Annotated in this window: 34 protein-coding genes; 1 reads left to right on the forward strand and 33 read right to left on the reverse strand. The window is 58.0% G+C overall.

Features of this window, described 5'->3' with window-relative positions; translation table 11 throughout:
- Positions 1 to 2: 2 nt before the first annotated feature.
- The 33 genes from map to GKG36_RS05800 all read right to left on the reverse strand — a co-directional run bounded on the left by map (position 3) and on the right by GKG36_RS05800 (position 22,622).
- The gene (gene map / locus GKG36_RS05640; protein WP_097777145.1) at positions 3 to 794 is read right to left on the reverse strand and encodes a type I methionyl aminopeptidase; all 792 of its coding nucleotides are present in this window, start codon (positions 792 to 794) and stop codon (positions 3 to 5) included.
- Positions 795 to 796: 2 nt separating this feature from the next.
- Positions 797 to 1,429 (reverse strand): adenylate kinase, encoded by a 633-nt coding sequence (locus tag GKG36_RS05645; protein ID WP_005937991.1) that lies wholly within the window; start codon positions 1,427 to 1,429, stop codon positions 797 to 799.
- 114 nt (positions 1,430 to 1,543) lie between these two features.
- Positions 1,544 to 2,839 (reverse strand): preprotein translocase subunit SecY, encoded by a 1,296-nt coding sequence (gene secY, locus GKG36_RS05650; protein WP_005937994.1) that lies wholly within the window; start codon positions 2,837 to 2,839, stop codon positions 1,544 to 1,546.
- A 1-nt stretch (position 2,840) separates the two neighbouring features.
- Positions 2,841 to 3,281 (reverse strand): 50S ribosomal protein L15, encoded by a 441-nt coding sequence (gene rplO / locus GKG36_RS05655; protein WP_005934902.1) that lies wholly within the window; start codon positions 3,279 to 3,281, stop codon positions 2,841 to 2,843.
- Between the two features lie 20 nt (positions 3,282 to 3,301).
- A complete protein-coding gene (gene rpmD / locus GKG36_RS05660) occupies positions 3,302 to 3,487 on the reverse strand; it encodes a 50S ribosomal protein L30 (protein WP_005934904.1) in 186 nt (61 codons plus the stop codon).
- A gap of 14 nt (positions 3,488 to 3,501) precedes the next feature.
- On the reverse strand, positions 3,502 to 4,002 hold the full coding sequence (rpsE, locus tag GKG36_RS05665; RefSeq protein WP_005937997.1) for a 30S ribosomal protein S5: 501 nt from the start codon (positions 4,000 to 4,002) through the stop codon (positions 3,502 to 3,504).
- 19 nt (positions 4,003 to 4,021) lie between these two features.
- Positions 4,022 to 4,381, reverse strand: a complete 360-nt coding sequence (gene rplR, locus GKG36_RS05670) for a 50S ribosomal protein L18 (protein WP_005938000.1) — start codon at positions 4,379 to 4,381, stop codon at positions 4,022 to 4,024.
- Between the two features lie 18 nt (positions 4,382 to 4,399).
- Positions 4,400 to 4,951 carry a 50S ribosomal protein L6 gene (gene rplF, locus GKG36_RS05675; protein ID WP_005938003.1) on the reverse strand — a complete coding sequence of 184 codons (552 nt, stop codon included), beginning with the start codon at positions 4,949 to 4,951 and terminating at the stop codon, positions 4,400 to 4,402.
- Between the two features lie 17 nt (positions 4,952 to 4,968).
- Positions 4,969 to 5,367, reverse strand: a complete 399-nt coding sequence (rpsH, locus tag GKG36_RS05680; protein WP_005938007.1) for a 30S ribosomal protein S8 — start codon at positions 5,365 to 5,367, stop codon at positions 4,969 to 4,971.
- Positions 5,368 to 5,477: 110 nt separating this feature from the next.
- Complete coding sequence (locus GKG36_RS05685; RefSeq protein WP_005921866.1) at positions 5,478 to 5,663, reverse strand: type Z 30S ribosomal protein S14; 186 nt, start codon at positions 5,661 to 5,663, stop codon at positions 5,478 to 5,480.
- Between the two features lie 17 nt (positions 5,664 to 5,680).
- Positions 5,681 to 6,226, reverse strand: coding sequence for a 50S ribosomal protein L5 (gene rplE / locus GKG36_RS05690; protein ID WP_005938011.1), 546 nt, complete (start codon positions 6,224 to 6,226; stop codon positions 5,681 to 5,683).
- A 17-nt stretch (positions 6,227 to 6,243) separates the two neighbouring features.
- Entirely contained in the window at positions 6,244 to 6,558 is a 315-nt protein-coding gene (rplX, locus tag GKG36_RS05695) for a 50S ribosomal protein L24 (RefSeq protein ID WP_005934911.1), read from the reverse strand.
- A gap of 13 nt (positions 6,559 to 6,571) precedes the next feature.
- Entirely contained in the window at positions 6,572 to 6,940 is a 369-nt protein-coding gene (rplN, locus tag GKG36_RS05700; protein WP_005938014.1) for a 50S ribosomal protein L14, read from the reverse strand.
- Between the two features lie 41 nt (positions 6,941 to 6,981).
- The gene (gene rpsQ / locus GKG36_RS05705; protein WP_005938017.1) at positions 6,982 to 7,239 is read right to left on the reverse strand and encodes a 30S ribosomal protein S17; all 258 of its coding nucleotides are present in this window, start codon (positions 7,237 to 7,239) and stop codon (positions 6,982 to 6,984) included.
- Positions 7,240 to 7,251: 12 nt separating this feature from the next.
- Entirely contained in the window at positions 7,252 to 7,437 is a 186-nt protein-coding gene (gene rpmC / locus GKG36_RS05710; RefSeq protein ID WP_005921879.1) for a 50S ribosomal protein L29, read from the reverse strand.
- On the reverse strand, positions 7,427 to 7,867 hold the full coding sequence (gene rplP, locus GKG36_RS05715) for a 50S ribosomal protein L16 (protein WP_005938020.1): 441 nt from the start codon (positions 7,865 to 7,867) through the stop codon (positions 7,427 to 7,429). Before rplP ends, rpmC begins: the two co-directional genes overlap by 11 nt.
- Positions 7,867 to 8,571 carry a 30S ribosomal protein S3 gene (gene rpsC, locus GKG36_RS05720; protein WP_005938023.1) on the reverse strand — a complete coding sequence of 235 codons (705 nt, stop codon included), beginning with the start codon at positions 8,569 to 8,571 and terminating at the stop codon, positions 7,867 to 7,869. Before rpsC ends, rplP begins: the two co-directional genes overlap by 1 nt.
- 12 nt (positions 8,572 to 8,583) lie before the next feature.
- Positions 8,584 to 8,919 carry a 50S ribosomal protein L22 gene (gene rplV / locus GKG36_RS05725; RefSeq protein ID WP_005921882.1) on the reverse strand — a complete coding sequence of 112 codons (336 nt, stop codon included), beginning with the start codon at positions 8,917 to 8,919 and terminating at the stop codon, positions 8,584 to 8,586.
- Positions 8,920 to 8,937: 18 nt separating this feature from the next.
- Positions 8,938 to 9,204: a 30S ribosomal protein S19 gene (gene rpsS / locus GKG36_RS05730; protein ID WP_005921883.1), complete on the reverse strand. Its 267-nt coding sequence runs from the start codon at positions 9,202 to 9,204 to the stop codon at positions 8,938 to 8,940.
- A gap of 17 nt (positions 9,205 to 9,221) precedes the next feature.
- Positions 9,222 to 10,052: a 50S ribosomal protein L2 gene (gene rplB, locus GKG36_RS05735; RefSeq protein WP_005938027.1), complete on the reverse strand. Its 831-nt coding sequence runs from the start codon at positions 10,050 to 10,052 to the stop codon at positions 9,222 to 9,224.
- Positions 10,053 to 10,130: 78 nt separating this feature from the next.
- Positions 10,131 to 10,427, reverse strand: coding sequence for a 50S ribosomal protein L23 (gene rplW, locus GKG36_RS05740; protein ID WP_005938030.1), 297 nt, complete (start codon positions 10,425 to 10,427; stop codon positions 10,131 to 10,133).
- Complete coding sequence (gene rplD / locus GKG36_RS05745; RefSeq protein ID WP_005938033.1) at positions 10,427 to 11,050, reverse strand: 50S ribosomal protein L4; 624 nt, start codon at positions 11,048 to 11,050, stop codon at positions 10,427 to 10,429. The genes rplW and rplD overlap by 1 nt, the downstream gene beginning before the upstream one ends.
- A gap of 14 nt (positions 11,051 to 11,064) precedes the next feature.
- A complete protein-coding gene (gene rplC / locus GKG36_RS05750; protein WP_005938036.1) occupies positions 11,065 to 11,697 on the reverse strand; it encodes a 50S ribosomal protein L3 in 633 nt (210 codons plus the stop codon).
- A 97-nt stretch (positions 11,698 to 11,794) separates the two neighbouring features.
- The gene (rpsJ, locus tag GKG36_RS05755; RefSeq protein WP_005934923.1) at positions 11,795 to 12,106 is read right to left on the reverse strand and encodes a 30S ribosomal protein S10; all 312 of its coding nucleotides are present in this window, start codon (positions 12,104 to 12,106) and stop codon (positions 11,795 to 11,797) included.
- 707 nt (positions 12,107 to 12,813) lie between these two features.
- Positions 12,814 to 14,568, reverse strand: a complete 1,755-nt coding sequence (locus GKG36_RS05760; RefSeq protein ID WP_154259612.1) for an NFACT RNA binding domain-containing protein — start codon at positions 14,566 to 14,568, stop codon at positions 12,814 to 12,816.
- Positions 14,569 to 14,760: 192 nt separating this feature from the next.
- On the reverse strand, positions 14,761 to 15,537 hold the full coding sequence (locus tag GKG36_RS05765) for a Nif3-like dinuclear metal center hexameric protein (RefSeq protein ID WP_154259614.1): 777 nt from the start codon (positions 15,535 to 15,537) through the stop codon (positions 14,761 to 14,763).
- Complete coding sequence (locus GKG36_RS05770; RefSeq protein ID WP_154259616.1) at positions 15,534 to 16,199, reverse strand: class I SAM-dependent methyltransferase; 666 nt, start codon at positions 16,197 to 16,199, stop codon at positions 15,534 to 15,536. The genes GKG36_RS05765 and GKG36_RS05770 overlap by 4 nt, the downstream gene beginning before the upstream one ends.
- Position 16,200: 1 nt before the next feature.
- On the reverse strand, positions 16,201 to 16,455 hold the full coding sequence (locus GKG36_RS05775) for a DUF1858 domain-containing protein (protein WP_005938058.1): 255 nt from the start codon (positions 16,453 to 16,455) through the stop codon (positions 16,201 to 16,203).
- A 108-nt stretch (positions 16,456 to 16,563) separates the two neighbouring features.
- The gene (locus tag GKG36_RS05780) at positions 16,564 to 17,433 is read right to left on the reverse strand and encodes a YitT family protein (RefSeq protein ID WP_173012891.1); all 870 of its coding nucleotides are present in this window, start codon (positions 17,431 to 17,433) and stop codon (positions 16,564 to 16,566) included.
- Between the two features lie 114 nt (positions 17,434 to 17,547).
- A complete protein-coding gene (locus tag GKG36_RS05785) occupies positions 17,548 to 18,249 on the reverse strand; it encodes a hypothetical protein (protein WP_005938065.1) in 702 nt (233 codons plus the stop codon).
- Between the two features lie 12 nt (positions 18,250 to 18,261).
- Positions 18,262 to 19,809, reverse strand: a complete 1,548-nt coding sequence (locus GKG36_RS05790) for a DUF1538 domain-containing protein (RefSeq protein ID WP_097777138.1) — start codon at positions 19,807 to 19,809, stop codon at positions 18,262 to 18,264.
- 153 nt (positions 19,810 to 19,962) lie between these two features.
- On the reverse strand, positions 19,963 to 21,279 hold the full coding sequence (locus tag GKG36_RS05795; protein ID WP_097774390.1) for an NAD(P)-dependent oxidoreductase: 1,317 nt from the start codon (positions 21,277 to 21,279) through the stop codon (positions 19,963 to 19,965).
- A 137-nt stretch (positions 21,280 to 21,416) separates the two neighbouring features.
- Positions 21,417 to 22,622, reverse strand: coding sequence for a nucleotidyltransferase family protein (locus tag GKG36_RS05800; protein WP_154259621.1), 1,206 nt, complete (start codon positions 22,620 to 22,622; stop codon positions 21,417 to 21,419).
- 255 nt (positions 22,623 to 22,877) lie between these two features.
- Between GKG36_RS05800 and GKG36_RS05805 the strand changes: the two genes are divergently transcribed.
- Positions 22,878 to 24,074: an acetate kinase gene (locus GKG36_RS05805; protein ID WP_097781256.1), complete on the forward strand. Its 1,197-nt coding sequence runs from the start codon at positions 22,878 to 22,880 to the stop codon at positions 24,072 to 24,074.
- The last annotated feature ends 275 nt before the right edge of the window (positions 24,075 to 24,349 follow it).

Here is a 24,349-nt window from a genome sequence, read left to right on the forward strand (position 1 = left end):
GCTTACTTCAGGCTGAACTTTTCCGGGTCAAAATCCGGGTCATCCCAGAAGCGGGTCATGATCTCAGTGTGATCCTTCAGGATCGCATTGGAGTGCTCAAAGTGCGCAGCCAGACCACCGTCCTTGGTCTTGACGGTCCAGCCGTCCTTGGACTGGGTGATCTTGCAGTCGTACTGGCAGATCATGGGCTCAATGGCAATGGTCATGCCGGGCACAAGGCGCGGGCCGCGGCCCTGATGGCCGTAGTTGGGCACTTCCGGGTCCTCGTGCAGCTCACGGCCGGTGCCGTGGCCCACGAACTCGCGGACGACCGAGAAACCGGCATCCTCGCAGTAGCTCTGCACGGCATAGCCAATGTCGCCGATGCGGTTGCCGGCCACAGCCTGCTCGATGCCCTTATACAGAGCAGCCTTGGTCACATCCAGCAGGCGCTGTGCTTCCAGATCGACCTTGCCCACCGCATAGGTGCAGGCATTGTCGCCGTTGAAGCCGTCGATCTTTGCACCGGTGTCGATGCTGACGATATCACCGGGACGAATGACGATGTCATGCGAAGGGATACCATGGATGATGGTATCGTTCAGGCTGATACAGGCCGTGCCCGGAAAGCCATACAGACCCTTGAAATTAGGGGTGCCGCCGTGCTTCACGATGAAGTCGTAGATCAGCTTATCCAATTCCCATGTGGTCATACCTGCTTCGATATGCTCACCGCCGTACTTCAGGGCAGCTGCGCTCAGGGCATTTGCCTTGCGCATGCCGTCCAGCTCTTTCGCATTTTTGATCTGAATCACGATTATGCCTCCAAAGCTTTCATGACTTCAGCCGTGGTCTCCTCGATGGAGGGGCAGAACTTGATCTCTGCCAGCTTGCCGCGGGTACGGTAGAACTCCACCAGAGGCTCGGTCTGCTCATGATATGCTTTCAGACGATCCAGCACGGTGGCAGGCTGGTCGTCCTTGCGGATGACGGTCTTGCCGCCGCACAGGTCGCATACACCCTCGACCTTGCTCTTCTTGTTGACGATGTGGTAGCTTGCGCCGCACTTCTCGCAGACGCGGCGGCCGCTCATGCGGTCAACGATCACATTGTCCTCGACCTGCAGCTCCAGCACCTTGTCGATGCGGATGCCCATGGTCTCGATGGCCTCGGCCTGAGCGATGGTGCGGGGCACACCGTCCAGGATAAAGCCGTTTGCGCAGTCCGGCTGAGCCAGACGCTCTTTCAGGATGCCGATGATGACCTCATCGGGCACCAGAGCGCCAGCGTCCATAAAGCTCTTTGCCTTCAGGCCCATCTCGGTGCCTTCCTTGACAGCAGCGCGCAGAATGTTGCCGGTGCTGATGGAGGGGATGTTCAGCTTGGCGCAGATGATCTCGGCCTGAGTGCCCTTACCAGCACCAGGTGCGCCCAACAGGATCAGATTCATAGGATCATTCCTTTCCTTTGCTAGAGGATGTAAACTCCAAAAAAGTAAAAAAGCACTGAAAAGTTCGAGCGTACTCTCCTTTCCAGTGCTTTCTCACATCTTAATTATTGTGGATCAACCAAGGAAGCCCTTGTGGTTGCGCATCGTCATGAAGCTGTCGAGGCTGCGGGTGGTATCAAGTGCCACACCGACCACGATCAGCAGGCTGGTACCGCCCAGCTGGATGCTCATACCGGTCAGGTTGCCCAGAATGATCGGCAGCACAGCCACCGCAGCCAGGAAGATGGCACCGATGAGGGTGATCTTGTTCAGGGTGCGGGTGATGAAATCGCTGGTCGGCTTGCCGGGACGGAAGCCGGGGATCGAGCCGTTGTTGCGGCGCAGATTGTTGGCGATCTCAACGGGGTTGTACTGGATGGCCACATAGAAGTAGTTGAATGCCAGAATCAGCAGCAGGTAAATCACAACGTACAGCCAGGAGGTGTAGTTGAAGGTGTGGAAGAATGCATACCACACCGGGTGTGCCTGCTGGTCGATCTGCAGGAAGCTGCCGATGGTGCCCGGGATGGACACCAGAGCCGAAGCGAAGATGATGGGCATAACGCCGCTCATGTTCAGCTTCAGGGGCAGATAGCTGTTCTGACCGCCCATCTGCTTGCGGCCTACCACGCGCTTTGCGTACTGAATGGTGATGCGGCGCTCTGCGTTGGTCATGACGACCACGAAGACCACAGCCACCAGTGCCAGCACGATCAGCAGCGGCAGGAAGAAGTAGTACTGGGGCTTGCCGGACGCTGCCTGAGTCAGCAGACCCTTGACAGAGGTGTACAGCGAAGACCAGTTGGAGACGATCGAAGCAAAGATGATGAGCGAGACACCGTTGCCGATGCCCTTGTCATCGATCTGCTCACCGCACCATGTGATCAGCTGTGCGCCGGCCACAAAGGTTGCGATGATGACGATGGCGGCAAAGATGCCGGCACCGCCGGAAACGTACTTCAGTGCGCCCATATTGCGGATCACGAAGTAGTAGCCGATGCTCATGATCAGAGCGACCACAGCACCTGCGTACCGGTTGATCTGCTGCAGCTTCTGCTGGCCGTCGGCTTCCTTTGCCAGATTTTCCAGCGCGGGAATTGCCACGGTGAGCAGCTGCACAATAATGGAGGCGTTGATATAGGGTGTCACACCTAACGCGAAGAGCGTGCAACGGGCCAGAGCACCACCGCTCATCATGTTCAGATAGGAGAGCATGTCGCCGTTTGCGAACATCTGCGTCAGCGCAGAGCCGGAAACGAACGGAACGGGGATGGCACAGCCCAGACGGTACACCACGAGGATCGCCAGCGTGAACAGGAGACGATTTTTAAGCTCGGGGATCTTCCATGCGTTACGGAATGTCTGGAACACCTTACATCACCTCAGCCTTTCCGCCTGCCTTCTCGATTTTCTCTTTGGCAGAAGCGGAATAGGCTGCGGCCTTCACGGTCAGAGCCTTGGTCAGCTCGCCGTTGCCCAGAACCTTAACGCCGTCCAGAGTCTTCTTGACCAGACCCTTTGCCTTCAGAGCCTCGGTATCGACGACATCGCCGGCATTGAAAGCAGCTTCCAGATCAGCCACGTTGACGATGGCGTACTGGGTAGCAAAGATGTTGTTAAAGCCAACCTTGGGCAGGCGGCGTGCCAGAGGCATCTGGCCGCCCTCGAAACCAGCGTGCTTCACGCCGGAACGGGCCTTCTGGCCCTTGCTGCCGAAGCCGGCAGTCTTGCCATTGCCGGAGCCAATGCCGCGGCCCTTGCGGGTCACAGCCTTGTTTGCGCCGGGAATCGCGTGCAATTCATGAAGTTTCATTATGCGTATACCCCCTGCTATTAGGCTTCGGTGACGCTGAGCATAAAGCCGATCTTTGCGATCTTGCCCTGCGTAGCGGCATTGTCAGGCTGAACGGTAACGTCGCCCGGCTTCTTCAGGCCCAGAGCCTCAGCGGTAGCGATCTGCTTAGCGCCGCGGCCAATCAGGCTCTTCTTCAGCTCGATCTTGAGCATCTTATCTGCCATGGTTTGTTACCTCCTTAACCCAGAATTTCTTTCACGGTCTTGCCGCGCTTCTCAGCGACAGACTCAGCGCTGACCAGGCCGCACAGACCTGCGAAGGTAGCAGAAACAACGTTGATGGGGTTGTTGGAACGCATAGACTTCGCACGAATGTCCTTGATGCCAGCAGCCTCAATGACGGCACGCACAGGGCCGCCGGCGATCATACCGGTACCAGGTGCAGCCGGCTTGAGCAGAACGGCGCCTGCGCCGTACTTGCCGACGATCTCGTGGGGGATGGTGGTGCCCTTCAGGGCAACCTTGTGCATGTTCTTCTTAGCAGCAGCTTCGCCCTTGCGGATTGCCTCAGGCACTTCGCCGGACTTGCCGATGCCGTAACCAATGGTGCCCTTGCCGTCGCCCACGACAACCAGAGCGGCAAACTTCATGATGCGGCCGCCCTTGACAGTCTTGGAAACGCGGTTGATGGAGACAACCTTGGTGATCATGCCGTCGTCTTCACGGTTTCTCATAGCCATAATGTGTTTCCTCCTCTCATTACAGCTTCAGGCCGCCCTCACGGGCGCCATCAGCCAGGGCCTTAACACGGCCATGATAAACGTAGCCACCACGGTCGAACACGACCTCGGTGATGCCCTTTTCCAGAGCCTTTGCTGCGATCTTCTTGCCGATCTCAGCAGCGGCCTCGACGTTGCCGCCGTTGCCGTTGAAGTCCTTGTCCATAGTAGAAGCCGACACCAGAGTCACGCCCTGCTCATCATCGATGATCTGAGCGTAAATGTGCTTGGCGGAGCGGAAAACATCCAGGCGAGGACGTGCTGCGGTGCCGCTGATCTTGTTACGAACGCGGCGATGACGACGAAGACGAGCTTCGTTCTTGTCGATCTGCTTAACCATTGTCTTTCACTCCTTACCTTATTTCTTGCCCTTGCCGGCCTTGCCTTCTTTGTGCTTGACAACCTCGCCCTCGTAGCGAATGCCCTTGCCCTTGTAAGGCTCGGGCGGCTTCTTGGCGCGGATCTCGGCAGCATACTGGCCGACCTTCTGCTTGTCAATACCGGTAACGGTGAAGTGGTTGGGATCCTGCCACACGATGGTGCAGTCCTCAGTATCAGGAATGTTCACCTGATGAGAGAAGCCCAGGTTCATGACCAGGTTGGAGCCCTGCTTCTGGCAGCGCAGGCCGACGCCCACGATCTCCAGCTTCTTCTCGTAGCCGTTCACAACACCGTTCACCATGTTGGCGATGTTGGTACGGGTCAGGCCGTGCAGGCTGCGGGCCTGGGGTTCGTCATTGGGGCGGGTAACCAGAACTTCATTGCCCTCGACCTTGACGGTCATCAGGGGATGATAGTTGGAATTCAGGCTGCCCTTGGGGCCCTTGACGGCGACGTGATGTGCTGCCTCATCGACAGTGACAGTAACGCCGGCAGGAATGACGATGGGTTTTCTTCCAATTCTCGACATTGTCTTTTACCCCTTTCTTACCACACGTAGGCCAGGACTTCGCCGCCGACGTGTGCAGCACGTGCAGCCTTATCAGTCATGATGCCCTTAGAGGTGGAAATGATTGCGGTGCCCAGGCCCTTCATGACCTTGGGCATATCCTCGCAGTTGGTGTAGATGCGCAGGCCGGGCTTGGACACGCGGCGCAGACCAGCGATAACGGGCTCGCCGTTAGCCTGATACTTCAGGGTGACAACGATGGTGCCCTGAACGGTGTCGTTCTTGACCTGCATGCCCTTGATGTAGCCCTCGTCAACCAGAATCTGGCAGATAGCCTTCTTCATGTTGGAAGCGGGGATCTCCACAGAAGGGTGTTTGGCAGTGCTAGCGTTGCGGATGCGAGTCAGCAGGTCCGCGATAGGATCAGTAATCTGCATTTGCCACTAACCTCCTTAGATTAGCTCTCGTTTGTTTTATAATGATACCGCCCCGAAACATCGTTGCCCCGGGGCGGATATCCGACAAATTATCCGGCCCTCTGGCTTGATTACCAGGAAGCCTTCTTCACGCCCGGGATCTCGCCCTTGTAGGCCAGCTCACGGAAGCACACACGGCACACGCCGTACTTGCGCAGCACGGAGTGGGGACGGCCGCAGATGCGGCAGCGGGTGTATGCACGGGTAGAGAACTTAGCAGGACGAGACTGCTTCAGCTTCATAGACAGTTTAGCCATTGTAGAAATCTCCTCCCTTAGTTGTTCTCTGCGAACGGAGCGCCCAGAGCCTTCAGCAGCTCCTTGCCCTCTTCGTCAGTCTTGGCAGTGGTGACAAAGCAGACATCCATGCCGCGGACTGCATCGACCTTCTCGAAGTCGATCTCGGGGAAGATGATCTGCTCCTTGATGCCGCATGCAAAGTTGCCGCGGCCATCAAAACCGTTGCCGTTGATGCCGCGGAAGTCGCGGACACGGGGCAGTGCGATGTTGAAGAAGCGATCGACGAACTCATACATACGCTCACCGCGCAGGGTGACCTTGCAGCCGATGGGAGTGCCCTGGCGCAGCTTGAAGTTAGCAACGCTCTTCTTGGCACGGCACACAACTGCCTTCTGGCCAGTGATCTGGCCCAGATCCTTCATGACAGCTTCCAGGATCTTCTCGTTGTCCTTGGCTTCGCCGCAGGCAACGTTGATGACGACCTTGTCCAGCTTGGGGATCTGCATAACGCTCTTGTAACCGAACTTGGAGTTCAGAGCAGGAGCAATTTCATTGACATACTGTTCTTTCAAACGAGCCATTGTTCCTTACTCCTTTCTTACAGCTCAGCGCCGCACTTCTTGCAGACGCGAACCATCTTGCCGTCCTTCTCGACGTGGCCCACACGCACGGCCTTGCCGCACTTGGGGCAGATGGGCATGACCTTGGATGCGTACATAGCACCCTCAGCCTTGACGATGCCGCCCTGCTCGCCCTGACGACGAGGCTTGACGTGCTTGGTAACCATGTTCTGGCCCTCAACGATGACCTTGTTCTCAGAGGGGCTGACCTGCAGGACCTTACCAGTGTGGCCCTTGTCCTTGCCGCTGATGATCATAACGTTGTCGCCGGTTTTAACATGAAGATTATTCATTTTTAAAACCTCCTTACAGCGATTCCGGAGCCAGGCTCAGGATCTTGGTGTAGCCGGCATCACGCAGCTCGCGAGCAACGGGTCCAAAGATACGGGTACCCTTGGGGCTCTTGTCGGCCATAACGATAACGGCGGCGTTCTCATCGAAACGGATGTAGGAGCCGTCGTCGCGGCGCACGCCATGCTTGCTGCGCACGATGACAGCCTTCACAACGTCGCCCTTCTTAACGGAGCCGCCGGGGGCTGCCTTCTTGACAGAGCAGACCACGACGTCACCAATGTTTGCGTATCTCTTGCGGGTGCCGCCCAGCACGCGGAAGCACATCAGCTCCTTGGCACCGGTGTTGTCGGCAACTTTGAGATAAGTTTGCATCTGAACCATATCAGATATCTCCTTTCAAACTGTTCAAAGCAGCGGGCAAATTACTTTGCCTTCTCAACGATACGGACCAGGCGCCAGCGCACATCCTTGGACAGGGGGCGGCACTCCATGATCTCAACACGGTCACCGATGCCGCACTCGTTCTGCTCATCACGAGCCTTGAACTTGGCGGTACGCTTCAGGATCTTCTTGTACAGGGGGTGCTGCACGCTATCCTTAACGGCAACCACGATGGTCTTATCCATCTTGTCGGACACGACGACGCCGACGCGGGTCTTTCTCAGATTACGTTCTTCCATCGTTTAACCTCCTTACTGCTTCTCAGCCAGAACGGTCATCACGCGGGCGATGTCCTTCTTGACTGCTTCGATGCGGCCGGGGTTCTCCAGCTGGTTGATGGCATGCTGGAAGCGCAGGTTAAACAGCTCGGCCTTCAGGTCTGCCAGCTTGCTGGTCAGCTCTGCGGTCTGCATTTCGCGGAGTTCATTAGCCTTCATTGGTGCCATCCTCCTTCACGGAGTCCTCACGGACAACAAATTTGCACTTGATGGGCAGCTTGTGCATAGCCAGGCGCAGTGCCTCACGAGCAGTTGCCTCATCGACATCTGCCAGCTCGAACAGAACGCGGCCGGGCTTCACAACAGCGACCCAGTATTCGGGAGAGCCTTTACCGGAACCCATGCGGGTCTCAGCGGGCTTTTCAGTCACGGGCTTATCGGGGAAGATCTTGATCCACACCTTGCCGCCACGCTTGATGTAACGAGTCATGGCAACACGAGCAGCCTCGATCTGGGTGGAAGAGATCCATGCCGGCTCCAGAGCAACAAGGCCGTACTGGCCCTGGCACACCACGTTGCCGCGGGTAGCCTTGCCGGTCATGCGGCCGCGCTGGACGCGGCGGTACTTAACACGCTTAGGCAGTAACATTACTTGTTGCCTCCTTCCTTCTTCTGAGCGGTCTTAGCGCTCTTCAGGACTTCGCCCTTGTAGACCCACACCTTGACGCCGATGCGGCCGTAGGTGGTAGCAGCCTCTGCAAAGCCGTAGTCAATGTCAGCACGCAGGGTCTGCAGGGGGATGGTGCCCTCGTGATAGCTCTCGGTACGAGCGATATCAGCGCCGCCCAGACGGCCGGAGCACATTGCCTTGATGCCCTTTGCGGGAACGGTTGCGCGATCGCGGGGGCTCATGGCATTGCGCATGCACTGCTTCATGGCACGACGGAAGGTCACGCGGTTCTCCAGCTGACGAGCGATATCCTCAGCAACCAGCTGAGCGTTGGTAGCAGCGCTCTTGACCTCGATGACGTTGACGATGACAGTCTTGCCATACTCTTTGGTCAGCTTGTTCTGCAGAGCAACGCGCTCTTCGCCGCCCTTGCCGATGACCATGCCGGGCTTAGCGCAGTAGATGTTGACAGTTACGCGAGGAGCGGAAGTGGACGGGTCCACAGTACGCTCGATCTCGATCTTGGGCACACCAGCATCCTTCAGCTGAGCCTTCAGCTCAGTGCGGATCTTGTGGTCCTCGACGAGGTTATCGCTGAAATCCTTCTTGGAGGCAAACCAGCGGCTGTCCCAGTCTTTAATAACGCCGACACGAATGCCGTGCGGATTTACTTTCTGGCCCATTGTTTTCCCTCCTTACTCTTTCTCTTTCAGAACAACGGTCATGTGGCTGGTGCGCTTCAGGATGCGGTAGCCGCGGCCCTGTGCACGAGGCATCATGCGCTTCAGCGTCGGGCCGGGGCAGACGTAGCACTCGGCGACGTAGAGGTTGTTCTTGTCCATATTGAAGTTGTTTTCCGCATTAGCGGCTGCAGACTTCACCAGCTTCAGAAGGGGCTCACAAGCTGCCTTCGGGGTGTACTGCAGGATTGCCAGCGCTTCGTCCAGGGGCTTGTTACGGATCAGGTCCATAACGATAGACACCTTACGAGGACTAATGCGGGCATAACGAAGAATTGCCCGAGCTTCCATGTTGTGTTCCTCCCTCTATTACTTAGAATTACCAGTGTGGCCCTTGAAGGTACGGGTGGGAACGAACTCACCCAGCTTGTGGCCAACCATGTCCTCAGTCACATACACAGGCACATGCTTGCGGCCGTCGTGAACGGCAAAGGTGTGACCAACGAATTCGGGGAAGATCGTGGAGGCGCGGCTCCAGGTCTTGATGACCTGCTTCTTGCCGGAAGCGTTCATCGCTTCAACGTGCTTCATAAGAGCAGCCTGGACGAAAGGTCCTTTTTTAATGCTTCTACCCATTGTCTTAAACTCCTCTCTTACTTACCTGCACGCTTCACGATCAGCTTATCGGAGCGCTTATGATGCTTGCGAGTCTTGAGACCCAGAGCGGGCTTGCCCCAGGGAGTCATAGGACCGGAGTGACCAACAGGTGCGCGGCCCTCGCCACCACCGTGGGGATGGTCGCAGGGGTTCATGACGGTACCACGGCTGCCGGGACGAACGCCCATGTGGCGCTTGCGGCCAGCCTTGCCCAGGTTGACGTTCTCGTGGTCGATGTTGGAAACCTGACCGATGACTGCGGTGCAGTTCACGGGCACGTTGCGCATCTCACCGGAGGGCAGACGAACCAGAGCGTAGCCGTTCTCCTTAGCCATCAGCTGAGCCATGTTGCCAGCGGAACGAACCAGCTGAGCGCCGCGGCCGGGATACAGCTCGATGTTGTGGATGATGGTACCGACGGGGATGTTCTCGAAGGGCAGGCAGTTGCCGGGCTTGATGTCGGCAGACTTGCTGCTGATGACCACATCGCCCACCTTCAGGCCATCGGGAGCAATGATGTAGCTCTTGACGCCATCGGTGTACTCGACCAGAGCGATGAATGCGCTGCGGTTCGGATCGTACTCGAGAGTCTTGACGGTAGCGGGCATATCGGTCTTCTGACGCTTGAAGTCGATGACACGATACTTGGTGCGGTTGCCGCCGCCCTGATGACGGACGGTGATGCGACCGGTGTTGTTGCGGCCGCTGTGCTTCTTCATGGGCTCCAGCAGGCTGCGCTCGGGAGCGACCTTAGACAGGACGCTGTAATCCGTGACGGTCATGCCGCGGCGGCCCGGAGTAGTGGGGCCATACTTCTTGATAGCCATAGTGCTATTCTCCTTTGTTTATCTTATGAATTATTATCGGGGTCATATCCCCATAGAGGAACCCTCGGCGGGTTCGGCTTAGACCATGCTGTTGAAGAACTCGATTTCCTTGGAGTCCTTGGTCAGGGTCACGATAGCCTTCTTGGATGCAGCGGTGTAACCGGCGTGCATGCCCTGGCGGCGGAAACGGCCGCGCACAGAGATGGTGTTGACCTTTGCGACCTTAGCGCCCGGGAACAGGACCTCAACGGCCTGAGCGATCTCGACCTTGGTAGCATCGGTAGCGACCTTGAAGGTGTACTTCTTGTCAGCGATGCCAGCCATGGAGTTCTCGGTAATGACCGGCTTCAGGATGATATCATGTGCGGTTTTCATTAGCCAAGCACCTCCTCGAGCTTCTTAGCTGCGTCGACGCTGATGATCAGCTTGTCGGCGTTCAGCACATCGTAGGTGTTCACGCTGCCTGCGAAGGTGGTCTTCACACCGGCAATGTTGCCAGCGCTCTTGACGAACTTTGCATCGACAGTCTCGTTGACCAGCAGGTTCTTCTTGCCGGCACCAACAGCGTTCAGCATTGCAACCACGGTCTTGGTCTTGTACTCATCGCAAGCGAACTTGTCAACAACGACCATGTTGCCATTGGCAGCCTTGTCGGACAACACGCTCAGCAGAGCCAGGCGCTTGACCTTGTTGTTGATGTGGTAGTTGTAGCTGCGGGGCTTGGGGCCCAGAGCGACGCCGCCGTGAGTCCACTGCGGTGCACGGATGGAACCCTGACGAGCGTGGCCGGTGCCCTTCTGACGCCAGGGCTTCTTGCCGCCGCCGGAAACTTCCATGCGGATCTTGGTGTTCTGGGTGCCCTGACGCTGGTTGGCCAGGAAGTTCACCACAGCAATGTGGACAGCCTTCTCGTTCGGGGTGATACCGAACACGGCGTCGGAAAGCTCGATCTCGCTAACATGCTGACCGTTCATATCGACTACGTTAAACTTTGCCATTGTAGCTTTCCTCCTTACGCCTTCACGCTGTTGGCCAGAGTGATGATGGTGCCCTTGGAACCGGGGACCGCACCCTTGACAGCGATCAGATTGTTCTCGGTGTCAACCTTGACAACAGTCAGGTTCTGCACGGTGACGCGCACAAAGCCCATGTGGCCGGGCAGGCGCTTGCCGGGGAACACGCGAGCAGGGGTAGAAGTGGAACCGTTAGAACCTGCATGACGAGCAACAGGACCGGTGCCGTGGCTCTCACGCAGACGGTGCTGACCGTAGCGCTTGATAACGCCCTGGTAGCCCTTGCCCTTGGAAACGCCCACAACGTCCACCTTGTCGCCCTCTGCGAAGACATCAGCCTTCAGCACGTCGCCAACGTTCATTGCGGAAACATCTTCCAGACGGAACTCGCGCAGGGTCTTCTTGGGGGCAACGTTTGCCTTCTTGAAGTGGCCTGCAGCTGCCTTGTTGACCTTCTTGGCGGAAACCTCGCCGAAGCCCAGCTGAACAGCCTGGTAGCCATCGCTCTCGACGGTCTTCTTCTGCACGACGGTGCAGGGACCAGCCTCGATGACGGTGACGGGAACGACCTTGCCGTTCGCGTCGAACAGCTGGGTCATACCGACTTTCTTGCCGATAATGCCTTTAACCATTTTCTTTTCCTCCTGTAAAGGTTATTGGTTGGCAGCGCACGTCACTGCCAACATGACCCCTCGGGAAACGAGGGCATCGAATTTGATCGAGTGTCTTTTACAGCTTGATCTCGATGTCCACGCCAGCGGGGAGCTGGAGGCTCATCAGAGCCTCGACCGTCTTGTTGGACGGCTTCAGAATGTCGATCAGACGCTTATGAGTGCGGCTCTCGAACTGCTCGCGGCTATCCTTGTACTTGTGGGTAGCGCGCAGAACGGTAACGATCTCACGATCGGTGGGCAGGGGGATGGGGCCGGACACGCGTGCACCGGTGTGCTTTGCGGTCTCCACGATCTTCTCTGCTGCGGCATCGATCAGCTGAGCATCATAGCTCTGCAGACGGATTCTGATTTTCTCTTTGACTGCCATTGCTTACGCCTCCTGAAAAAATTGATTTTGCCCTAGGCGAGCCGATAAATTGCTCTACACAGTTCCGGGTGTTCCTCGATTTGGCACTATAAAAACCGGTGAACCGCATGGCAGTTCTCCCGGAAACATATTAGCAAATCAAATCCGAACATTGGTTCCGCCCGTTTCGCAGAGGAGTAACTTCTCTGCCGAGGGAACGTATTCCATCGCTGTCAGTAATTCTTTCGCCCGGTTCTAAGATCGGACATACTCCGCGGAAATAACCCATCGCAGCTATCGCCGGATGACAACCTCCCGCATCTACGCATATCGCTGGCCTGCACGACTTGTATCGCACAAGCCCTTTGCAGCCGAGAGTTATTCTATCACACCCTCGTGCATTTGGCAAGTGTTTTTTAGAAAAAAGAACGAATTTTCTTTTTTATTTTCTCCGTTTTGTCAAAGAGCGCATTTTCTGTGCAAGATGCACAATCCGCAGGCTTTTCTGCCGGTGGAAAACTCCCCTGCCCCGCTTTTGCAGAGGTAGTATGGACGGTTTTGCTGCGGATTATACCTATTATATAAAGGGAAGCGGCCTCACCCTCTCAGTCACTTCGTGACAGCTCTCCCAAAGGGAGGGCCCTTGGCAAAGAGGGAAACTTTTCCGTACTGCCAAGGGCTCCCTCCGTGAGGGAGCTGGCGCGTAAGCGCCTGAAGGAGTTCGTTTTTTATCTCTTCTTCAGCTGTTCCGCCAGCTCATCCCGGGGCGTGATGTAGACCGTGGTGTACACCTCGTACAGCACCATGCCGGGTTTGGCACCACTGGCTTTCCAGATGTTTTTCACCTCGGTGGTGTCCACCGCCACTTTGGCGCCGGTGCCTGCCTTGTAGGTGCTGGAGTAGATGACTGCCAGCTCCGCGGCCTCCTGCTTGGTGGTGTCCGGGATCTCCTCGCCCCGGCTCATGACCACAACGTGGCTGCCGGGGGCCTTCTGCACATGGAACCACAGGTCTTTGCCCCGGGCGGTGTGCAGGGTGAGCTTGTCGTTCTGGGCGTTGTTGCGGCCCACCAGGATCTCAAAGCCATCGGTGGAAGTGAACCGCAGGAAATCTGCAGGCTTCTGGCGCTTATCCCGCTGCTTGTAGTATTTCAGGTAGCCCTGACTCTTCAGCTCTGCCCGGATCTCGTTAAGGGCCGCTTCACCGGAAGCGGACTCCACCTCGTAGAGCACCGTTTCCAGATAGGCGATCTCCTTTTCACCCTCTGCCAGCAGATCCACCAGCATCCGGGCGGCGGTTTGCTTCTTTTTATAGTTTTTGAAGAAGTTCTGAGCGTTCTGGCTGGGGGTGAAGCGCAGGTCCAGCGGGATGGTCACCTCTTTGCCCTCGTCGTACCAGTTGGGCACGGTGATGCTCTTCATGCCCTTCTGGGCCAGATAGAGGTTTGCCGAGAGCAGCTCACCGTACAGACGCAGCTTTTCGCTCTTGCCGCTGGCAGCAAGCTCTTCCTGACGGGCGGCCTGCTTGCGCACGGCGCGCTCGTACATATTGTGCACCGCCTTGTGCAGCTCCTTGCTTTTGGTGCGCAGGCGTTCCGCGCGGTCCTTCTCAGCGTAGTAGCCCTCCAGCATGGCGTTGAAGGAGGGCCACTCCTTTATAATATATTTTTCGCCGTACTGCTGCGGGCGGAAGAAGGTATACTCGATGGGCTTTCCGCTGGGGTCGGTGACGCTGCAGGGCGTACCGCCGGTTGCGTGCTCTTCCTTCAGCTCGTCGATGGCAGCCATAAGCTTGCGCTTCTGTTCCTCGGTCAGCTCATTGGCGGGCAGATGTTCGCCGTCAAAGGCACGCCATGCAGCTTCGCGGCAGACCACCGGGCCAACACCGGCCACGGTCTTGTTGAGGGCATCTGCCACCGGCAGATCTCTCTGGCAGGCTGCTGCCACGATGGACGCACTGCTCACCAGCAGGAAGTCCGGTCTTGCAGGCTTGGGCGGCGTGGTGTAGGGCAGGCCCGGCAGCAGCTGGCGCACATCGCTGTCCTCAAAATCCACGCGCTTGAGTGCGTCAATGATCTTGCCGTTCTGCACCAGAACCAGATTGGAGTAGCGGCCCATCAATTCGGCACACAGGGTGTTGCGCACAAGGTCGCCCATCTCGTTGGTGCACTGAAAATCAAAATAGACGATGCGGTCTCCCGGCTCCATGTGCACGTCCAGCAGCCTGCCGCCGGTGAGATGCTTGCGCATCAGCATACAGAAGGAGGGCGGCGTTTCCGGGTTTTCAAAGCTTTCTTCGGTCAGGCACACGCGGGCGGAACCGCTGCGGGCCGAAAGCAGCAGCGCATAGGTATCCGTGCGGGTGCGCAGGGTGAGCACCAGCTCATCACGGGTGGGTTCAAATAGTTTTGCGATCTTGGCGTCGGTCAGCGTTGCTTTGAGCTCTGCTGCCGTAAGGGCCAGTGTCGCGGCATCCAATGCCATAGTGTTTACCTCATTTAACGATTTTAAATGGCCGCCGCATTCGCTTTGGCCATAATCAGCGGAATTTTTATTTGTATTTGTAACTCGGCCAAGCCTACGGGCTTTGCCGAATTACTCTTTCACAGAAGAGGCTGCAGCGGCAATCTTCATCTCAGCCGGAAAATCGCTGCAAGAAAAAGCAGCAGCTTTCCCTTATAAATACGTATACGGATCCCGGTTTTCAGTGCTCACCAGCACTTCCAGCTCCGGCAGGGCGGCGCGCAGCTTTGCAGCCACGGCGGCAGTCACCGGAAATTCGGTGGCATAGTGGCCCGCCGTAATGAGCGAAAGGCCCAGCCGCTTGGCATCGATGGCGTGGTGGTGGTTGGCTTCACCGGTCAGCAGGCAGTCCGCGCCCATAGCAATGGCATCTGCAAACAGGCTTCCGCCCGCACCGCTGATGACCGCCAAGCGCTTGACCGGCTTACCCGCATCCACAAACTTCACCTGCACCGCCGGGCCGTTCTTCGGCTGGTTGCAGCGCGCAGCAAGCTCCTGCTGTGCCTTGCGGGCAAGCTCCGGAACCGCGATTTCTTCAATGGCTCCCACACGGCCGCAGCCCTCGGCAAAGGTTTCCATATTCTTCATGTCAAAGATGCCTGCCAGCACTTCGTTCACGCCGCCCTCGGCAGCATCCAGATTGGTGTGCATACAGATGGCAGAAATGCCCGCCTGCACCAGCTGGAAAGGCACATCCTGCGGGCCGATCTTTTTGAGCGGATCAAAAATGACCGGGTGGTGGGACACGATCATCTCACACTGCTTTGCAGCGGCTTCGGCCACCACTTCGGGGGTGATGTCCAGTGCTGCCAGCACCCGGTGCATCTGCCCGCCGCAGTCCACCAGCAGGCCGGGATTATCCCAGTGTTCCGCCAGCTCCAGCGGCGCGATGGCCTGCATTGCTTCGTATACCTGCCGTACTGTTGTCATCCTTCTGTCCCCTCTTTTAAAATTGCATCGATCTCGGCGGCAAGCGGACTGCCATCCGGCACGCCAAGGCGCATCCGGGGCAGCTTTGCCTTCTGCCAGTCGGCGTAGCCTTTTCCCTCGGGCCACTCTCCCGTACTGCCAAACAGGCACTCGGCAAAGGTGGGCGCATACACCCTGCCAGTGTACTCCGCCGCCATCACCGCGTACCAGCGGCCCGCCGCCTGCACCGGGCGGTCGGCTGCAAAGGAGAAGCCATGCTCCCACAACCAGCGGCGCAGCGCGTCGTGGCGGGTGGCCGGGATCATGATGATCCGCGGCCCTCCCACGGTGAACACCCACGGGGCTTTCTCTAAAATTTCCCAAGTGGTCTGGGCGGAAACGCCAGCCAGCACGATGCTGCCTACTTCGTTCTCCGTAAGCACAGAAAGACCGTCGCCAAGCCGAAGCTCAGCGCGGTCTTTACAGCCTGCATGTTCCAGCGTCTGCTCTGCCTTTGCCAGCGGGCCGGGCCGCAGGTCGGCACCGATCACCTTCGGGTATTTTCCCGAAGCCGCCAGCACCGCCGTCAGCTTGCCGTGGTCGCAGCCGATGTCTGCCACCGGCTCTCCCGGCCGCACAAGCTCTGCGGCGGCAGCCAGACGCGCATCCAGTGTGGGCAGCAATTTATGCCTTCTTTGCGGCCAGATGCTCGTTCAGCTTCTCGATCAGCTCATCGCAGTCCACGCCGTGGACAGCACAGGCCTCCTCGATGCTCTCGCCGCGGGATGCAGGGCAGCCCAGACAGTGCATGCCGATCTCCATGAAGTAGGGAGCGGTGGTCTGGTCCATATCCAGGATATCGCCGATGATGGTCTCGCGGGTCACCTGCTTTGCGTCCTTGTGTTCTTCCTTCTTGAGCATATTGAAAATATCAAACATGATGGTTTTCCTTTCCTGTTGGGTAAAATCACGGCATAACCTACCGTTCTTCTATACTATACCCTAAACCGGTACTGTTTTTCAAGTATCTGCTGGGATTTTCAGCGTTTACTGGTAATTCTTATCCAGCGAGAAGCCGCGCCCGCTCACCTCGGTCACATGGCTCACGATCATAAAGCAGGTGGGGTCGATGGCATGGGCCAGCTTTTCCAGCTTCGGCAGCTGGCGGTTGCTCACGATGCTCAGCAGCACCTGCTCCGGCTCGTGGCTGTAGCCTCCCTCGCCATGCAGCACGGTCACACCGCGGTCCAGCTGGGTGAAGATGGCCTCGCGGATATCATCGGCGTGCTGGCTGATGATCTTTACCTCAGTGCGGGTAGTGCCGAAGATGAGCACCTTGTCCAGCACCACCGTATACACGATCACCATCACGATGCCGTACAGACACTGCTGCAGCGGGCTGAACGCCGCCTGCAGGCAGAGGATGAGCATATCGAACACCAGCATACTGGCCGACACCGGGATGTGGAAATATTTGTTCAGCACCAGCGGAGGGATGTCCATGCCGCCGGTGGATGCGCCTGCCCGGATGGTGATGCCCAGCGAAATGCCTACGCCGAGGCCTGCAAAAATGGTGTTGAGCACCAGATCATCGGTGAGCACAAAGCCTGTGAACACCCGCTCCCACAGGGCCAGAAACAGGGGGCTGAGCACGGTGCTGGCAATGGTGGTGATGGCAAAGTGCCGCCCCAGCAGCACCCAGCCCACCGTAAGCATGGTCATGTTGATGACGAACAACACACCGGACACCGGCAGTCCCAATGCACGGTTGATGCCCAGTGCGATGCCGGTGGCACCGCCGGTGATCAGGCCTGACGGCACAAGAAACAGCACCACCGTGAGCGCATACAGTGCATTGCCCACGATGATGGACAGCGAATTGAATGCGATCTGCTGCTCATATGAAAGCTTTATCATCTTTTGTCCCTCATTCTTGAATTTCTTTCTTCTATGATAACGAAAAAATCCGCATTTATCAAGCGTTTCGCCCATAAATGCGGAATAATCCCGGAATAAATTACTTTTTGTTGTTTACTGCGCAGAAGTCTCCTGCACCGGTTCCTCGTCCTCCAGCAGACGCAGACCGGCGGTATCCGTCACCGGCAGCGAGAACACGATCGCACCCGCCTTTGGCCCGGCACCGTCCATGATGGCTTTCATGATGCGGTTCTTTTCCGGCGTGCGGGCCACGATGAGCACCAGCTCTTTTTCATTCACCAGCTCCACGCCAAGGAACTGGGCTGCGCCTTCCATGCCGGTACCCTTGGCGTGGATCACCGTGCCACCGCCAGCACCTGCTGCGCGGGCGGCATCCATAATGGTGCCGGTGTGGCCCTGATTGGCAATTACCAGCAGCAGTTCGTAACGGGTATCCTTCAAGGTGCTCTCCTCCTTCAATGTCAGCGGCTGGTGCTGGGTGAGGAACATCAGCGCCCTTCTGCCGCCGATGCTGCTCAGCGGCACCGTGAATGCAATGCCGGTGCCCGGCACGTCGATGCGCATTTTGCGGCGCAGGTCTGTCCGGACGGCCTTCCATGTATCCTCTGTCACCACCGCCAGCAGCACGGCCTTCTCGGTCTTTTCCAGACCCAGCGTGGCCAGAGTCTCCCGCACCGCTGTGCCGCTGCCCACCGTGCGCAGGTTCACATCCACGCCGCGCTGCTGGTACAGCTGCAAAAAGGCATCGGTGGAGCGGCGGTCGGTGATGGTCACCATCAAAAACAACGAACTCATGCCGCGCCCTCCTTACAGTTCAATGATATCATCGTCCGGCAGACCGGCAAAGGCCGCACCCATGGCCGCAGGCTGCAGCCGCCGGGCCTTGCGGGTGCGCAGCTGTGCCACAAGGCCCATCAGCTGCACCGTAATGAGCGGGGTCATGGCCACCATGGCCACCACGCCGAAAGCGTCGGTGACGATATTGCCGCCCACGGCCACGCAGGCACCCTGTGCCAGCGGCAGCAGGAAGGTGGCCGTCATGGGGCCGGATGCCACGCCGCCCGCGTCAAATGCAATGGCGGTGAACAGCTTTGGCACCACAAAGGAGATGCCGATGGCAAACACATAGCCCGGCACGAGGAACCACAAAATGGAAACGCCGGTGAGCACCCGCACCATGGCAAGGCCCACCGAGATGGAAACACCTGCCGAGAGTGCCATGCCCATGGCCTTGGCCGAAATGGCACCGTCGGTCACCTCTTCCACCTGCTTGTTCAGCACATAGACGGCCGGCTCGGCCTTGACGATGAAGTAACCGATGAGCATTCCAATGGGAATGATGATCCAGCGGAAGCTCTGCCCGGCCAGCACCTGACCCAGATAATTACCGGCGGGCATAAAGCCCACATTTGCGCCGGTGAGGAACAGCACAAGGCCCACGTAGGTATACGCAAGACCCACCGCAATGCGGCCCAGCGACCGGCGGTCCATGTGCAGAGCCACAAATTGAAAAATGCCGAACATCACGATGATGGGCAGCAGCGAGACAGCGATCTCTTCCAGATACGTAGGCAGGCTGACATGGAACAGCTGCCACAGCTCCACCGAATCGCTCACCTCCGGCAGCACCGGCGGGATATAGGTGCTGTCCGAGGCGCGGAACACGATGCCCAGAATGAGCACTGCCAGAATGGGGCCGATGGAGCACATGGCCACCAGACCAAAGCTGTCGTCCGCCGCGTGGCGGTCGCCACGGATAGCTGACACACCCACGCCCAGTGCCATGATGAAGGGCACCGTCATGGGGCCGGTGGTCACGCCGCCGGAATCAAAGGCCACAGCAAGAAATTCCTTGGGCACAAACGCCGCCAGAAGAAAGATCATGCCGTAGAACAGCACCAGCAGCTTTGGCAGCGAGATGCCAATGAGCATACGCAGGAAGGCAAACACCAGAAACAGGCCCACGCCCGCCGCCACCGATAAAATAAGGGTGCGGTTCGGGATGGAGGGCACCTGATTTGCCAGCACCTGCAGGTCCGGCTCCGAAATGGTGATGAGGAAGCCCAGCAGAAAGCCGATGCCCAAGATCACCGGCAGCTTCCGGCTTTTGGTGATCACCGCACCCACGCGCTCGCCCATGGGGGTCATGCTCATCTCCGCGCCCAGTGTGAAGAACATGATGCCCACCACGATCATGGCGGCCCCCAGCAAAAAGCACAGCAGGATGCTGGGCGACACCGGCGCAATGGTAAAGCAGAGCACCAGCACGATGGCTGCAATGGGCAGCACTGCCTGCAGCGCTTCCAATAGTTTTTCCCGCAGTTTCGGGAGGGATGCTTTCAGGATAGCGTCCACCGCCTTTCACCGTTTTATATCCAGTTTGTACAAATCATAAACAAGTATATGAATAGTATACAAGGCAAAAGCCGCCCCGTCAACAAACGGAGCGGCAAAGATCGGCAAAGACGCAAAAGCTTTACAGTTTCTTCCAAGTTTGTCTTTATTTCGTCAGATCTCCTGCTTTGCCAGCACGTCCGAGGTGGGGGTCTGGAACACCGGGATATTGGCGTAGGGGTCAGCCACTTCTTCTGCAGGCAGGCTCTTCATGTAAGCATCCATGCTCTCGGCCACCTTCTTGGCCACAGCCACCGCCTCCACCACGGTGCGTGCGCCCATCACGGCATCGCCGCCGGCAAATACGCCCTCGCGGGTGGTGCTGCCGTCCTCGCTGACGGTGAGCAGACCCTTCTGGTTGGTCTCGATGCCGGTAGTGGTCTTGACGAGGTTGCTCTCCGAGCCCTGGCTCACCGAGACGATGACGCCGGTGTGGGGGTAGAAAATCTCACTGCCCTCCACCTGAGTGAACCTGCCATCTTCGCCCTTGACGGTATCGCGGCAGATCAGGCCGTTCTCGCGGATCTCCACCGGTGCTTTGCAGAAGCGGAAGCCCACGCCCTCCAGCTTTGCATAGCTCACCTCGTACTCGGAAGCACTGATGCAGCTCTCGTCGCGGCGGGCATAGCAGGTGACGTGGCGGGCACCGTTGCGGATGGCGGTGCGGGCGCAGTCCATGGCAGAGTTGCCCACGCCGATCACCGCAACATCGCTGCCCAGACGGAACGCCTTGGAGTTTGCCAGATAATCGATGCCAAAGGCTACATTTCCCAAAGTTTCGCCCTTGATATGCATGGCGTTTGCCTTCCACAGACCGGCACCGATGAACACGCTCTTGTAGCCGTCGCGGAACAGATCATCGATGGTGATGGTCTTGCCGATGGTGGTGTTGGGCCGCACCTTGATGCCCTTCAGCTCCAGATGGCGGTACTGGAAATCGTCCAGCACGCTGTCCGGCAGGCGATAGTTGGGGATGCCGTAGCGCATGACGCCGCCAATTTTATCGCGGGCATCAAAGATGGTCACATCGTAGCCCCAGCGTGCCAGCAGCACCGCAATGGTCAGGCCCGCCGGGCCGGAGCCAACGACTGCCGCCTTCATGCCATTTTTGGGGGCAGGGCCGGCGGTCATTTTGTTGGCGTAGGTCGTGGAAATGTAGTCCTCAATAATGGAGAAGTGCACCGGGTCGTGGCTGGGCATCCGGTTGCGCACGCAGTGGCCCTCGCACTGGTTCTCGTGGTTGCACACCAACGCACAAACGGTGGTCAGCGGGTTATTCTCAAACAGCATCCTGCCAGCTTCGTCCATCTGGTTTGCCTTGAGCAGCCGAATGACCTCCGGGATGTTGGTGTGGATGGGGCAGCCCTGCTGGCACAGCGGCTTTTTGCAGCCCAGACAGCGGTTGGCTTCGTCCAGAACGTGAAGTGCCATGAAGTTTCCTCCTTATTGCGTGCAGTTTTCTGATTCCGTTCTCATTTGTTGTATCCAACATTGCATTGCTTTAATCATACACCACAAACCGTCCGGGCACAAGTGTTTCTGCATAAAATTTCTTCGATTATTTTTTGTCAATTCGTCAAAAAGATAATTTTTTGACGATATACTCCCCCCATCGGCCCGGGCACCCGGCGGCACAGTGCGCCAAAATCGCTGGCTCCTGCCTGTGCCGCCGCCATGCGGGCGCAGGCATCGTTTTCTTTTTCCAGCTTTGCCAGCGAGTGGCTCAGCGGCAGGGATGCATGCTTCAGCAGCACAAGTGCTTCCCGCCTTGCCCCCAGCAAATGCAGATAGGGCGGCAGGGCAGGCACGGTATCTGCCGTATAGCCCAGTGCTGCATCCATGGCAAGGCGGCGCATCCGGGCCCGGGGGTAACGCACAGTGGTCAGCGCGTCCAGCAGCTGGGGCAGGCCGGTGCAGCTGCGCACGGCGTTTTCCAGCCGGTGGTCCAGCCCCTCGGAAACGCCCCGCACTGCGGCAAAAGGTTCCGGTCGTGCACAGGCCGCCCGCAGCAGAGCCAGCTCACACCGGCCCGCAGCGGCATAGTCGGTATACATTCCGTCGATTTCCGCTTTTTTATACAGCCCCAGTGCTTTTTCCGGCACATAAGGAGTCAGCGCATCCGCGCCCTGCTCTGCCCAGAGGGCACGCAGCGCGCTGGCACTGGCAAACTGTGCGTGGCCGCTTTCGGCAAGGGCCTGCCCGTGGCCCGCCCCCACGCGGGGCAGCGGCACCGGGGTCATGGGTGCCTCCTGTTCCAGAATGGCCTTGCAGTATTCCACTGCCAGATTGTTGTTGGGCTTATCCAACAGCGCGGCCAGTGCCGTGCCAGGGCAGAGCGTTTCCACCGCCGCTTGCCGCGCCGCCGCAAAGCTGCGGGCACCGGCTGCAAGCCGGCGCTTCAGCTCGGTGCGGTAGGCCTCGCTGTTCAGTACCCGGGCAGCTTCCATCAGCAGGGCTGCGTCCGGCGTCTCTGCCCCGAACACCAGCGCATCGCACCCGGCGGCGGCAAGGATGCGCACCCCCGCCCGGGCAAAAGCCTCTGCCCCCGCACAGGCACAGGGCGCAGGCAGGGCAAATATCAGATCTGCCCCGCACTGCAGGGCGGCCTGCACCCGCACCGCTTCCGGCAGCAGAGGCAGTGCGCCGCGCTGGGTCAGCCCGCAGCTCATGGCCACCGCCACATGCTGTGCTCCCAGCGCTTTTGCCTGCGCCAGCTGCCATGCATGGCCGTTGTGAAAGGGGTCGTACTCTGCAATGATACCGGCAAATTTCATAGATAAGCTCCTCTGCAGGGCTGCTGCGCCCTCGGAAAGATTGTTAAATTTATATCGTATATACAGAAAACTGCAGTGGTTTTGCGCATTTGTGGGCAGGATGTACAAAAACCTTGTACACAAGCTTTACCGCTTTGCCCGGGTTGCGGCTTGAAAAGCCGCCCACCCTATTATATAATAAACACAGGAATCTGTAAAATTCTGTCCTCAGGTTTAAAAAGAGGGCAGACCAAAAACATACAGGAGGCAACACAGATGAAAGTTCTGGTTATTAACTGCGGCTCTTCTTCCCTGAAGTATCAGCTGATCGATATGGACGGCGAGAAGGTGCTGTGCAAGGGCCTGTGCGAGCGCATTGGCATGGAAAGCAGCATGATCACCCACGAGGCCAACGGCCATAAGGCCACCACGCCCGCCATCTTCCCCACCCACACCGAGGCATTTGCCGAGGTCGTGAAGAAGATGACCACCGGCGAAGGCAAGTGCATCAACGACGTCAGCGAGATCGATGCCATCGGTCACCGTGTCGTGCACGGCGGCGAGAAGTTCAAGGAGAGCTGCCTGATCACCGACGAGGTCATCGAGACCATCCGCGAGCTGAGCCCTCTGGCTCCCCTGCACAACCCCGCCGGCATTCTGGGCATCGAGGCCGCACGCAAGGTGTTCGGCAACATCCCCATGGTGGCCGTGTTCGATACCGCTTTCCACAGCACCATGCCTCCGAAGGCTTATATGTACGCCATTCCGTATGAGTACTATGAGAAGTACGGCGTGCGCCGCTACGGCTTCCACGGCACCAGCCACAAGTACGTTGCTCACAAGGCTGCCGAGTATCTGGAAGAGCCCATTGAGCGCCTGAAGCTGATCACCTGCCATCTGGGCAACGGTTCCTCCATTGCCGCTGTGGATCAGGGCAAGGTCGTGGACACCTCCATGGGCATGACCCCGCTGGCCGGCCTGATGATGGGCACCCGCTGCGGCGACCTGGACCCCTCTGTGGTCAACTACCTGAAGTACACCCTGAACATCACCGGCCACGAGCTGGACGAGATCCTGAACAAGAAGTCCGGCCTGCTGGGCATCTCCGGTGTTTCCAGCGACAAGCGTGACGTGGAAGAGGCAGCTGCTGCCGGCAACAAGCGCGCACAGCTGGCTTCCGACATGCTGAACTACCAGATCAAGAAGACCGTTGGCGCTTACATCGCTGCAATGGGCGGCGTGGATGCCATCGTCTTCACCGGCGGCATCGGCGAGCACGATGCAATTGCCCGTGCAAAGGTCTGCCACCACATGGATTGGCTGGGCATCCGCATCGATACCGAGAAGAACAAGCACCCCGTGGGCGATGTGTGCGAGATCACTGCCTGGGGCGCAAAGGTGCGCACTCTGGTCATTGCTACCGACGAGGAGCTGATGATCGCCCGCGACACCAAGGAAGTCCTCGAGAAGTAATCGTTTTCCAAAGGGCTTTGCAGGGGCTGCTGCACGGAATGTGCGGCAGCCCCTTTTTCATCTTCCGGCAGTTATTTTACCCAAATCAGCCCTGTCGGATTGTGCTATCTATACAAATAACAAGGCGAATGGTTGTTTTTTGGTTGACAAATTTCAAAAAGAACGGTACAATAGAAAAGTCCTCAATTGGAGGACGTCCATTCATTCAAGCCCCTGGTAAGCTTACTGATCAGCGCGATGGTCCCAAAACCAAAGGTATGGTTACAATCCTTCCG

It is taken from the genome of Faecalibacterium sp. BIOML-A1, assembly GCF_009679715.1.
Taxonomy (GTDB): domain Bacteria; phylum Bacillota; class Clostridia; order Oscillospirales; family Ruminococcaceae; genus Faecalibacterium; species Faecalibacterium taiwanense.